The following is a 12,387-nucleotide window of genomic DNA, read 5'->3' as shown; positions in this document are numbered from 1 at the left end:
CCTCACGCCCTGTGCGCTACGCGCTCGCCCAGCAGGCCTGCCGGACGGAAGACCAGCACCAGGATCAGCACCATAAAGGCAAAGACGTCCTGATAGTTGCTGCCGAAGACGCCGTGGGTCAGTTCACCCAGGTAACCTGCGCCCAGCGCTTCGATGATGCCGAGCAGGATCCCGCCAATCATTGCGCCACGAATGTTACCAATGCCTCCCAGCACGGCGGCGGTAAAGGCTTTGATCCCGGGCAAAAAGCCCATTGAGAAGCTGGCGTTGCCGTAGTTGCTGGCCATCATGACGCCTGCCAGCGCGGCAAATACGCCGCCAATGGCGAACGTCAGGGTAATAATGGCATTGGGATTAACCCCCATCAGCGTGGCCACGCGCGGGTTTTCCGCCACGGCGCGCATGCCGCGGCCCAGGCGGGTGTATTCCACCAGCAGCCATAGCCCCGTCATCACCGCAAGCGCCAGTGCCACGGTAACAATGCCGGTGACGGTCACAATGGCGGGGGGATGCTGTTCACTTCCTGACGTCACGGCGATCGGTTCCATAGGCAGGATCTGCGGGAACATCAGCGGATTGCGCGTCCAGATAATCATCGCCACGGTTTGCAGCAGGACCGAGACGCCGATACCCGAAATAAGCGGTGCCAGGCGCGGGGCGTTGCGCAGTCGACGGTAGGCAAAGCGCTCCACGGCCATTGCCAGCAGGGCACAAACGGCCATGGCAATCATCAGGGCAACGCCAAGCTGCAACAGCAGTGGCATATGAGGAAAAGTGGTATTCAGGGCGTTAATGGCGGAAAGGGTGGTGAGCGCACCGACCATCAGAATATCGCCGTGAGCAAAGTTAATAATGCGCAAGATGCCATACACCATGGTATAGCCCAGCGCGATCAGCGCGTAAATGCTGCCCAGCATCACACCGTTGATCAGTTGTTGTATCAGTGTATCCAACGTCTGTTCCCGCAAAGTCTTTTTTCTGCGGCTACCATCCGATAAATGAATTAAATTGTAAAATACACATATATTATTTCTTATGATAAACCGATATTGCTTTATCTTTATGATTTATATAAAGATAATGTAATCTCGTATTAAGGTGAAAAGCCTAAAGAAATCAACATATGAATAAAACAGAACAATCGGTGGGTTTGCCTGCGTATGCAGACAGCCGTCTGGCAAACGACCCGCCGCTTCGCGCCGTCCGGGCCTTTGAGGCCATCGCCCGGCTGGGCAGCGTCACGCTGGCCGCGCAGGAACTGGATATCTCACCGTCGGCGGTCAGTCATCAGCTCAAGGTCCTCGAAGGGTATCTGCAAATGCCGCTGACGGAACGTCAGGGGCGCAGGCTGGTGCTGAGCCAGCACGGACGTGAATATTACCGCTCGATCCGTGCGGCGTTTAACGTGCTGCGCCAGGCAACGGAGCATCTTGCAGAGCAGACGCAAACGCGTCAGGTCACCATCAGCCTGATCCCGCTTTTTGGCATGGGGTGGTTTATCCCGCGTCTGCCTGATTTCATGCGCGCTAATCCGCAGACCGAGATCAACGTTGTGTATGCCAACCATCGTAACTATCTGAGCGATGCGTCGGATATGTCGATTCGTTTTGGTAACGGCCAGTGGGCGGGCTATCAGAGCGAAAAGCTGATTTCCGGACAGATGGTTCCGGTATGTAGCCGTGCGTTTTTGCGCATTCATGGCCATATCGATACGCCTGAGCAACTGCTGCAAATGCCGCTGCTGCATGATGAGGAGCGCACCAGCTGGCCGCAGTGGTTTCAGTTGCAGGGGGTAAAACGATCTCTGCGGCGCAGCGGCCCCCTGTTTGAAGACGGGCTGTTAACGCTGGCGGGCGTACAGGCCGGGCTGGGCTGCGCGCTGATGCGCGAGCCGCTGATCGCGCCTTATCTTGAGAGCGGCGAGCTGGTGAAGATATTTGACTTACCCATTGACGACGGGCGCGACTATTATCTCTGCACGCGTGCCGATTCAGAGATGACCGAGGACGGTAAGCTGCTGCAAAACTGGCTTCGTCGGGCTGCAGGCGTCGAACCGCTTACGGCGTAAGCAGGCAGTGTTTATCAAGCGCTTCAATTTCCGAACCGCTGTAGCGCGCGTATTGCCCGGTCAGACCAAAGAACGCGGGCTGGGTTTCGGTGTAGATTTCCGCGGCTAGCACCAGCCGGCGTCGCTCATCTTCACCCATCTCAAGCAGCGTCCAGGGAATGAAATAGCGCGACGTTGAGGTCAGTTTGAACCACAGCGGGCAGCCGCAGCCGGGGCAGAACCAGCGTTCGCCGCGCGCCGATGACGCGAAATGAGAAGGGGCGATAGAGTCTTGCTCAAGAAGTGGTTCGCCCTGCGGCTCAAGATACATGGCAATGCCGCCCGACCACTTCTGGCATTGGGTGCAGTGACATGCGTATACGTCAAAATTATTGAGGCTCACGCTGAACTGACTCATTCCGCACAAGCAGCGTCCTTTGAATATGTGCATGGCGTACTCCTTGTTGACGCCAGAAATCCGTATAAAAAAAGCCAGCCGCATGGGCTGGCCTTTTATCGTGACAAATCTTAGAACTGGTAGGTCAGGCCTACAGCTACGATGTTGTCGGTAGCAACGCCAGTTGCTTTGGTGAAGCTGTTGTCGTCAACCAGGTTGATTTTGTAATCAACATAGGTAGACATGTTTTTGTTGAAGTAGTAGCTCGCGCCAACGTCAACGTATTCCACCAGATCCTGGTCGCCGTATGAACCGATGTCTTTACCTTTGGATTTCAGGTAAGCGATGGATGGACGCAGGCCGAAGTCGAACTGGTACTGAGCAACAACTTCAAAGTTCTGAGCTTTGTTCGCGATATAACCGTTACCGAAGTTGGTCATGTTGCGGGTTTCAGAGTAGGTGGTTGCCAGATAGATGTTGTTCGCATCGTATTTCAGGCCAGCAGCCCATACTTCTGCGTTCTCACCGCCAGCGTTAACGGTGTTAGCGACGCGACCTGCAGCAACCTGACGGTCAGTACGGTCAGATTTCGCGTAGGTTGCACCGACACCGAAACCGTCCATTTCATAGGTAGAAGACAGACCCCAGCCGTCACCGTTCGCTTCGGTGATGTCGTTACGGTCGTTTTTACCCTGGTACTGAGCGGCAACGTTCAGACCGTCAACCAGACCGAAGAAGTCGGTGTTACGGTAGGTTGCAACGCCAGTCGTACGGCCAGTCATAAAGCCATCGGTCTGAGTCCAGGTATCACCACCGAACTCTGGCAGAACGTCAGTCCACGCGCCGATGTCGTAAGCAACACCGTAGTTACGACCGTAGTCGAATGAACCGAATTCGTTGAATTTCAGACCCGCGAAGGCCAGACGGGTTTTGTTGCCGTCAGAGCCCTGTGATTCAGAACGGTTGCCTTTGAACTCATATTCCCACTGGCCGTAACCGGAAAGCTGATCGTTGATCTGAGTTTCGCCTTTGAAGCCCAGACGAACGTAAGTTTTGTCGCCGTCGTTATCAGTATCATCAGAGAAATAGTGCAGACCTGTTACTTTACCGTACAGATCCAGCTTGTTACCGTCTTTGTTATAAATTTCAGCCGCGTTTACAACGCCTGCTGCCAACATGGAAGTCACTGCCACTGCAACTAATTTAAGTTTCATCTTAAATGTTCCTTATAATTTTCTTTGGTATTTCCTGAGCCACTTTGAACGATTTCTAAACGAGGCTGATCGTCAATGGCATGCTATTTTTAAAAATCTTGTAGTCCTATTTCAATAATAAGTTTCAAATTATTAGCAATAATTTCATTTAGTGTGATCGAGATCGGGTAAATGACGATGAAATTGCGTCAAATGATTAGCATTTAATCAATTAATTGCCGGGTTGATTGCTGTGGATATAGTTTCTTTATGGTTTTATAAAAAGTGGTAATTATCGGTATTTCCGTTCATTTTTGAGGGGTGAATGGTCTTTATAGCCGTAATACCTTGTTTTATAGCTTTAATGCACGGAATTTCCGTTCTGAAGGATGAAATAAACAGAAACATACTATTGCACTTTGTGCTATTAATCCTGTGAGTATTTGGACAGTATTAATCACCCGCCGGTGTCAATTTATGTCAATGCGGGAGGGCCGGAATTTACGAAAGGGGGTGGAATATAAACAGAATCTAAACACGTGCTCTACTGTTCATATGAATATTTTGGCGTGCGCTCACATATTAAATTTATGTTAATTATTTGCTGTCGGGATAAATATTCCTCGACAGCAAAACCGACATTATTGTCTTGTTGCGTACCAGCAGAGCAACGACCCGGCGCAGACCATCAGCGCGCCCTGCCAGAACGAGAATGAGAGGGGCGAACTCAGCACTGCGGCGGCAAGCGCGGCGGAGAGGACAGGGGTAAAATAGGATACGGCAGCGAGTACCGTGACGTTACCGTGAAGGATGCCAATATTCCATGCGGCGTAACCAAACCCAAGCGCAATACCGCACATGACGAGTTTCACTATCACCGGAAGCGTAAACACCATCTCGGGCTGATCGCTCAGGAAATATTTCACCCACAGGCTCAGCGCGGTCAGCAAAACAAACAGCGTGATGCCATTTTGTCCTTTCGCAAATTTGCTGGTGACCGTGCAGTAGGCGGCCCAGATAAATGCCCCGGCAAACGCCAGCGCGTAGCTCAGCGGGCTGGAAACGATATTGCGGGTTATTTCATCAAGATGTAAACCCTGTTCACCGCCCAATACCCAGCAGACGCCCAGCAATGAGACGGCTAAGCCGGGGATCACCAACAGGGTCGATTTCTGCCCGTTGAACAAGATGGCAAACACAATGGTCAGGCTTGGCCAAAGGTAATTGACCATGCCCACTTCAATCGCCTGCGATCGCGTTGCGGCATAGCCCAGCGACAGCGCCAGGCATATTTCGTAGCTGACAAATAAAACGCTGCCGGCAATAAGATAGCGGGGTGAAAACCGCCTGATATCAGGAAATCCTACCGTCACCAGACACAGTAATCCGCTGAGGGTGTAAATCATCGCCGCACCGCCTACCGGGCCCAGTCCCTCACTCACGCTGCGAATAAGGCCGACCATGGTACTCCATAACAGTATTGCCGCCAGCCCAATAAGCGTTGCTCTTTTTCTGTCCATTACTTCGCCATTGCAATAACAATCAAAGGAAAAATGTATCGCATTCAACCTGACGCTGTCGTCAATTATTCTCTTAAACCGTTAATCAAAAAGGAGTATTTAAAGGTTCCGGTGGTGACTATTAAGGGGGGGAAGACAGATGACCTTGATTTGACGCAAAAAAATCAGGGGCTTTGCTGTTAGTTTGCGGCGCGAAGTCTTTTCAGATAACGAGGACAACAATGGACGTCAGCCGCAGACAATTTTTTAAAATCTGCGCGGGCGGTATGGCCGGAGCAACGGCAGCCATGCTGGGATTTGCTCCCAAAATGGCGCTGGCGCAGGCACGCAACTATAAGCTGCTGCGCGCAAAAGAGATCCGTAACACCTGCACATACTGCTCCGTAGGTTGTGGGCTTTTAATGTATAGCCTGGGCGATGGCGCGAAGAACGCCAGAGAAGCGATTTACCATATTGAAGGGGATCCGGATCATCCGGTAAGCCGCGGCGCACTTTGCCCGAAAGGGGCGGGGCTGCTGGACTATGTACACAGCGAAAACCGCCTGCGCTACCCGGAATACCGCGCACCGGGTTCTGATAAATGGCAGCGTATCTCCTGGGATGAGGCCTTCTCCCGTATTGCCAAATTAATGAAAGCCGACCGCGACGCCAACTTTATTGAAAAGAACGCCCAGGGCGTAACGGTTAACCGCTGGTTATCCACCGGCATGCTGTGCGCCTCGGCGGCGAGTAATGAAACAGGCATGCTGACGCAAAAATTTGTGCGCTCTCTCGGCATGCTGGCGGTAGACAACCAGGCGCGCGTCTGACACGGACCAACGGTAGCAAGTCTTGCTCCAACATTTGGTCGCGGTGCGATGACCAACCACTGGGTTGATATCAAAAACGCTAACGTCGTGGTGGTGATGGGCGGAAACGCCGCGGAGGCCCATCCGGTGGGGTTCCGCTGGGCGATGGAGGCGAAAAACAACAACGATGCGACGCTTATCGTCGTCGATCCGCGCTTTACGCGCACGGCATCGGTGGCCGATATCTATGCGCCAATCCGTTCCGGTACGGACATTACGTTCCTGTCCGGCGTGCTGCTGTACCTGATCGAAAATAATAAAATTAACGCGGAATACGTTAAGCACTACACCAACGCGAACCTGCTGGTGCGGGATGATTTTGCCTTTGATGACGGGCTGTTTAGCGGCTATGACGCCGAAAAACGCCAGTACGATAAAACGTCCTGGAACTATCAGTTCGATGATAACGGCTACGCGCTGCGTGATGAAACGCTGACGCACCCGCGCTGCGTGTGGAACCTGCTGAAGCAGCACGTTTCCCGCTATACGCCGGACGTGGTGGAAAACATCTGCGGCACGCCGAAAGCGGACTTCCTGAAGGTGTGCGAAGTGCTGGCCTCCACCAGCGCCGCCGACAGAACCACAACATTCCTCTACGCGCTGGGCTGGACGCAGCACACCGTCGGCGCGCAGAACATCCGCACCATGGCGATGATCCAGCTGCTGCTCGGCAACATGGGGATGGCGGGAGGCGGCGTGAACGCGCTGCGCGGTCACTCAAATATTCAGGGGCTCACCGACCTTGGCCTGCTGTCAACCAGCCTGCCGGGCTACCTGACGCTGCCGTCTGAAAAGCAGGCGGATCTGCAAACGTATCTTGAGGCCAATACGCCGAAAGCGACGCTGCCGGACCAGGTGAACTACTGGAGCAACTATCCGAAGTTCTACGTCAGCCTGATGAAATCCTTCTACGGCGACGCGGCGCAGAAGGAGAACGACTGGGGCTTTGAGTGGCTGCCGAAGTGGGACCAGGCCTACGACGTCATCAAGTATTTCAACATGATGGATAAGGGCAACGTCACGGGGTATATCTGCCAGGGCTTTAACCCGGTGGCCTCCTTCCCGGACAAGAACAAAGTCGTTCGCAGCCTGAGCAAGCTGAAGTACATGGTGGTTATCGATCCGCTGGTGACCGAAACGTCCACCTTCTGGCAGAACCACGGGGAATCGAACGATGTCGACCCGGCGTCGATTCAGACCGAAGTGTTCCGCCTGCCGTCCACCTGCTTTGCGGAAGAGGACGGTTCCATCGCAAACTCCGGCCGCTGGCTGCAGTGGCACTGGAAAGGTCAGGATGCGCCGGGCGAAGCGCGTAATGACGGTGAGATCCTCGCCGGGATTTACCACCGCCTGCGCGAGATGTACCGCACCGAAGGCGGCAAAGGCGCTGAGCCGCTGCTGAAAATGGGCTGGCACTACAAGCAGCCGGATCGTCCTGAGTCAGAGGAAGTCGCGAAGGAGAACAACGGCGTGGCGCTGGCGGATCTCTATGACGCCAGCGGCAACCTGGTGGCGAAGAAAGGCCAGCTGCTGAGCAGCTTCGCGCTGCTGCGCGACGACGGCACGACGGCGTCGTCCTGCTGGATCTATACCGGCAGCTGGACGGAGCAGGGTAACCAGATGGCCAACCGCGATAACGCCGACCCTTCCGGGCTGGGCAATACGCTGGGCTGGGCATGGGCGTGGCCGCTGAACCGTCGCGTGCTTTACAACCGCGCGTCTGCAGACGTAAACGGCAGGCCGTGGGATCCGAAACGCATGCTGATTCAGTGGAACGGGGCGAAGTGGACGGGGAACGATATCCCGGACTACAACACCGCCCAGCCGGGCAGCAACACCGGGCCGTTCATCATGCAGCCGGAAGGGCTGGGACGCCTGTTTGCCCTCAACAAGCTGGCGGAAGGGCCGTTCCCGGAACACTACGAGCCGATGGAAACGCCGCTCGGCACCAACCCGCTGCATCCAAACGTCATCTCCAGCCCGGTGGTGCGCATCTACGAAGAGGACGTGCTGCGGCTGGGTAAAAAGGACAAGTTCCCGTACGTGGGGACGACCTACCGCCTGACCGAGCATTTCCACACCTGGACCAAGCACGCGCGGCTTAACGCTATCGCGCAGCCGGAACAGTTTGTGGAGATCAGCGAGACGCTGGCGAAGGCGAAAGGCATCGCCAACGGCGACCGCGTGAAGGTGAGCAGCAAGCGCGGCTTTATTCGCGCGGTGGCGGTGGTGACGCGTCGTCTCCAAAGCCTGAACGTGCACGGCCAGCAGGTGGAAACCGTCGGGATCCCGCTGCACTGGGGCTTTGAGGGCGTGGCGCAGAAAGGCTACATCGCCAACACCCTGACGCCAAACGTCGGCGATTCCAACTCGCAAACGCCGGAGTACAAGGCGTTTCTGGTCAACATCGAGAAAGCGTAAGGAGCGATTAAATGGCGATGGAAACACAAGACGTTATCAAACGCTCCGCGACCAACCCGATTACCCCCGCGCCCCGCGCGCGTGACTACAAGGCAGAGGTCGCTAAGCTTATCGACGTCTCCTCCTGCGTAGGCTGTAAGGCCTGCCAGGTGGCCTGCTCGGAGTGGAACGATATCCGCGACGAGGTGGGGCACTGCGTGGGGGTCTACGACAATCCGGCGGATCTGAGCGCCAAATCCTGGACGGTGATGCGCTTTAGCGAAACCGAGCAGAACGGCAGGCTGGAATGGCTCATCCGTAAAGACGGTTGCATGCACTGTGAAGATCCGGGCTGCCTGAAGGCGTGCCCGTCTGCCGGCGCGATTATTCAGTACGCCAACGGTATCGTCGACTTCCAGCAGGACAACTGCATCGGCTGCGGGTACTGCATCGCGGGCTGCCCGTTTAATATCCCACGCCTCAATAAAGAGGATAACCGGGTATACAAATGCACCATGTGCGTTGACCGCGTCAGCGTCGGGCAGGAGCCTGCCTGTGTGAAAACCTGTCCGACCGGGGCTATCCACTTCGGCACCAAAAAAGAGATGCTTGACGTGGCGCAGGCGCGCGTGGACAAGCTGAAAGCGCGCGGCTACGAGAATGCGGGCATTTATAACCCGCAGGGCGTGGGCGGTACGCACGTGATGTATGTGCTGCACCATAACGACCAGCCGGAGCTGTACCACAACCTGCCGAAGGATCCGGCGATCGATACCTCCATCAACCTGTGGAAAGGTGCGCTTAAGCCGCTTTCGGCGGCGGGCTTTATCGCCACCTTTGCCGGGCTGATTTATCACTACATCGGGATCGGGCCGAACAAAGAGGTGGATGACGACGAGGAGGATCATCATGAGTAAATCGAAAATGATAGTGCGCACGAAGTTTGTCGACCGCGCCTGTCACTGGACGGTCGTGATCTGTTTCTTCCTGGTAGCGGTGTCGGGGATTTCGTTCTTCTTCCCGACGCTGCAGTGGCTGACCGAAACCTTCGGCACGCCGCAGATGGGGCGCATTCTGCATCCGTTCTTTGGCGTGCTGATTTTCGTGGTGCTGATGTTTATGTTCGTGCGCTTTGTCCACCATAACATCCCGGACAAGCAGGATATCCCGTGGGTGAAAGGGATCGTCGAAGTCCTGAAGGGCAACGAACATAAGGTCGCGAAGGTGGGGAAATACAACGCCGGACAGAAGATGATGTTCTGGACCATCATGAGCATGATTTTTGTGCTGCTGGTGACCGGCGTGATTATCTGGCGTCCGTATTTTGCGCACTATTTCCCGATTCAGGTGATTCGCTACGCGCTGCTGATCCACGCCACGTCGGCCATCATTCTTATCCACGCCATCCTGATCCATATGTATATGGCGTTCTGGGTAAAAGGATCGATTAAAGGGATGATTGAAGGGAAGGTGAGCCGCCGCTGGGCGCAGAAACACCACCCGCGCTGGTATCGTGATGTGGAACGGCTGGAAGCGAAACAGGAAAGTACGGAAGGAATGAAGTAAGACCTGCGCCGTCGGCTTTGCCCGGCGGCGCTGCGCTTGCGCTGGCCTACGTTATGTATTGGTCACTAACGCATCTATCGCCGCGATAACAGTACTTCTCGCGCTGCGAAGATTACATACATAATCTTTATTATTTAGTTTCTGTTTCTCCACGTGTGTTATGCCAGCGGTGTTAAGGAAATATCGCTCGAAATCAATATTCACTAAAGGCATCGCGGCATTGATATGTCCACGTAGATAGCTATGGTAGCTTAATGGAATAATCAGTCTTGTTGATAAATCATCATAATAGTCATGTTGAATTATCATAAAATAAGGCTGGTAGTCCCGTGTTCTTTCTGAAGGGTTACGGTAAACGTCAAACTGAAAGCACATTAAATCCCTCCAAAGAAAGGATCGTCTGATAATAATCCCGCTTTAGCCGTAAATTCATTCATGGCTTTTATGAATTCTTTATCTTGCTGATGCTCTCGTCTTCGCGCCTCTGGTGTACGGGCCTCGCGGGAGACTCCACTCGCCATGCTCTCCCTTTTGCCATAGTCTTTGTTACGGTTTGGCTTCATTTTCAGCTCCTTTGTTGGTGCGGTCATTATCAACCGCAGCCAACAAAAAACAATACCGTATCCCCTGGTAATCTACATTCTGCGAGGCGTATTCCAGTAATTTCAGAACCGCTCTTCCACATACCGGAACGGATATTTTGTGGGTTTGACTTTACCAATTTTACGTTTCGGTAAATCCACCTTTTCGACGTGAATTTCTTTATAAGGAATTTGGGTGAGCAGGTGCGAAATAATATTCAGACGCACGCGTTTTTTATCTTCTGAACGTGCCACAAACCACGGCGCCCATGCGGTATCTGTCGCTTCAAACATGGCGTCGCGCGCGAGGGTATACTCGTCCCACAGGTTAAAGGACTTAATATCCATCGGCGATAGCTTCCAGATTTTACGACCATCGTTAATACGGTCGCGCAGGCGGCGCTCCTGCTCTTTAGGCGTGACCTCCAGCCAGTACTTCAGCAGGATAATCCCGGCATCCACCATCGCTTTTTCCATCACCGGCGCACCATCAAGAAACTTCTCAACCTGCTCGGGGGTGCAGAATCCCATGACCCGCTCGACGCCCGCGCGGTTGTACCAGCTGCGGTCGAATATGACGATCTCTCCGGCGGCAGGCAGATGGGGAACATAACGTTGAAAATAGAGCTGGGTTTTCTCTTTCTCGGTGGGTGCAGGGAGGGCTACAACGCGAAACACGCGAGGGCTGACGCGCTCGGTTATCGCTTTAATGGTGCCGCCTTTACCGGCACCGTCGCGTCCTTCAAAAACAATACACACTTTTAGCCCTTTTGCGACGACCCACTGCTGGAGCTTAACCAGTTCAACGTGGAGGCGACGTAGCTCTTTTTCATACTCTTTGGTCTTCAGCACGGGTTTAACCAGGCTATCTACGCTCGCTTTGGTCACGGTCGCTGCTTTGGTTTTATTCTGCTTTGCGTTTCCCATGATAATTCTCATCTCCGGATCGGGTGATGTGCTTAGAAGGAACTAACACTTTGAAGTGTAATGCTGGCCTGCAACCTTCGCGGGAATTTTTGACATGTGTGTCAGATAAGCGTGTTTCTCTTCTGCAGGTAACGGGTTAGAATGGTGACAGATACTGTATGAATAAACAGGTTGGTGTGATGGCATTGATTTTTGAGGGCGAAAAAATCGGTCGTACTCGTTTTACCGGCGAGAAAATAGAGAATGCAATCTTTCGTAACTGCGACTTTTCCGGCACGGATTTAACCAGCACGGAGTTTATTGGCTGTCAGTTCTATGACCGGAAAAGCCAGCAGGGCGGTAAGTTTACTCGGGCGCAGCTTAAAGATGCTATTTTCAAAAGCTGCGATTTATCGATGGCGGATTTCAGGCATTCGAATGCATTAGGCATCGAAATTCGTGAATGCAGGGCGCAAGGGGCTGATTTTCGCGGGACCAGTTTTATGAACATGATCACTACGCGTACCTGGTTTTGCAGTGCTTACATAACAAAAAGCAACCTGAGCTATGCCAATTTTTCGAAGGTGGTTCTGGAAAAATGCGAGTTGTGGGAAAACCGCTGGAACGGTGCGCAAATACTCGGTGCCACCTTCAGCGGCTCGGATCTGTCGGGGGGCGAGTTCTCCTCTTTTGACTGGCGAGCAGCCAATTTTACCCACTGCGATCTGACCAACTCAGAACTGGGTGAACTGGACGTGCGCGGTATTGATTTGCAGGGTGTCAAACTGGACAGCTATCAGATTGCCCAGCTGATGGAGCGGCTTGGCATCGTGGTTTTGGGCTAGCGGTATTCACAACCTTACCTGAATTAATGGATTAACCTGCCAGTCGGCTGATTTGAGCTGGCTCACCATACAAGATTATTCAAT

The 12,387-nt window shown here is 53.6% G+C and carries 12 protein-coding genes; 5 read left to right on the top strand and 7 right to left on the bottom strand.

The genetic code is table 11. From position 1 onward, the window contains the following. Positions 1–2: 2 nt before the first annotated feature. Positions 3–953 (bottom strand): branched-chain amino acid ABC transporter permease, encoded by a 951-nt coding sequence (locus SPG90_RS07340; RefSeq protein WP_047174462.1) that lies wholly within the window; start codon positions 951–953, stop codon positions 3–5. Between the two features lie 170 nt (positions 954–1,123). Here SPG90_RS07340 and SPG90_RS07335 point away from each other — a divergent pair, with 170 nt between their 5' ends. Further along, positions 1,124–2,068: a LysR substrate-binding domain-containing protein gene (locus SPG90_RS07335; protein ID WP_322408056.1), complete on the top strand. Its 945-nt coding sequence runs from the start codon at positions 1,124–1,126 to the stop codon at positions 2,066–2,068. Here SPG90_RS07335 and SPG90_RS07330 read toward each other — a convergent pair. The 3 genes from SPG90_RS07330 to yddG form a co-directional block, all read right to left on the bottom strand. Further along, positions 2,058–2,498, bottom strand: coding sequence for a GFA family protein (locus tag SPG90_RS07330; protein ID WP_045399961.1), 441 nt, complete (start codon positions 2,496–2,498; stop codon positions 2,058–2,060). The two genes, SPG90_RS07335 and SPG90_RS07330, sit on opposite strands and share 11 nt — an antisense overlap. 77 nt (positions 2,499–2,575) lie before the next feature. Beyond that, positions 2,576–3,658 (bottom strand): porin OmpC, encoded by a 1,083-nt coding sequence (ompC, locus tag SPG90_RS07325; RefSeq protein ID WP_045619887.1) that lies wholly within the window; start codon positions 3,656–3,658, stop codon positions 2,576–2,578. A 620-nt stretch (positions 3,659–4,278) separates the two neighbouring features. After that, positions 4,279–5,157 carry an aromatic amino acid DMT transporter YddG gene (gene yddG / locus SPG90_RS07320; RefSeq protein WP_063409218.1) on the bottom strand — a complete coding sequence of 293 codons (879 nt, stop codon included), beginning with the start codon at positions 5,155–5,157 and terminating at the stop codon, positions 4,279–4,281. 221 nt (positions 5,158–5,378) lie between these two features. On the opposite strand from yddG, the gene fdnG reads away from it, so the two are divergent. Genes fdnG through fdnI form a run of 3 tightly spaced genes read left to right on the top strand, consistent with a single transcriptional unit; the run spans position 5,379 to position 9,971 of the window. Further along, the gene (gene fdnG / locus SPG90_RS07315) at positions 5,379–8,426 is read left to right on the top strand and encodes a formate dehydrogenase-N subunit alpha (RefSeq protein WP_322408054.1); all 3,048 of its coding nucleotides are present in this window, start codon (positions 5,379–5,381) and stop codon (positions 8,424–8,426) included. An 11-nt stretch (positions 8,427–8,437) separates the two neighbouring features. Next, the gene (gene fdxH, locus SPG90_RS07310) at positions 8,438–9,322 is read left to right on the top strand and encodes a formate dehydrogenase subunit beta (protein WP_322408053.1); all 885 of its coding nucleotides are present in this window, start codon (positions 8,438–8,440) and stop codon (positions 9,320–9,322) included. After that, a complete protein-coding gene (gene fdnI, locus SPG90_RS07305) occupies positions 9,315–9,971 on the top strand; it encodes a formate dehydrogenase-N subunit gamma (protein WP_032640727.1) in 657 nt (218 codons plus the stop codon). Before fdxH ends, fdnI begins: the two co-directional genes overlap by 8 nt. Positions 9,972–10,022: 51 nt before the next feature. Here the strand turns inward: fdnI and SPG90_RS07300 are convergent, their stop codons facing one another. From SPG90_RS07300 to ppk2, 3 genes are all read right to left on the bottom strand, one after another. Then, complete coding sequence (locus SPG90_RS07300) at positions 10,023–10,346, bottom strand: CcdB family protein (RefSeq protein ID WP_045619889.1); 324 nt, start codon at positions 10,344–10,346, stop codon at positions 10,023–10,025. Further along, positions 10,346–10,534: a type II toxin-antitoxin system CcdA family antitoxin gene (locus tag SPG90_RS07295; protein ID WP_045354074.1), complete on the bottom strand. Its 189-nt coding sequence runs from the start codon at positions 10,532–10,534 to the stop codon at positions 10,346–10,348. The genes SPG90_RS07300 and SPG90_RS07295 overlap by 1 nt, the downstream gene beginning before the upstream one ends. A gap of 102 nt (positions 10,535–10,636) precedes the next feature. Next, positions 10,637–11,479, bottom strand: coding sequence for a polyphosphate kinase 2 (ppk2, locus tag SPG90_RS07290; RefSeq protein ID WP_045399953.1), 843 nt, complete (start codon positions 11,477–11,479; stop codon positions 10,637–10,639). Positions 11,480–11,658: 179 nt separating this feature from the next. Here ppk2 and SPG90_RS07285 point away from each other — a divergent pair, with 179 nt between their 5' ends. Continuing rightward, entirely contained in the window at positions 11,659–12,303 is a 645-nt protein-coding gene (locus tag SPG90_RS07285) for a quinolone resistance pentapeptide repeat protein QnrE4 (RefSeq protein ID WP_047174394.1), read from the top strand. The last annotated feature ends 84 nt before the right edge of the window (positions 12,304–12,387 follow it).

The sequence above is a fragment of the Enterobacter sp. D2 genome, from assembly GCF_034427575.1.
Lineage (GTDB): Bacteria > Pseudomonadota > Gammaproteobacteria > Enterobacterales > Enterobacteriaceae > Enterobacter > Enterobacter cloacae_M.
The sequence above is the reverse complement of the archived record's forward strand: the minus strand, read 5'-3'. Positions and strand labels throughout refer to the sequence as shown.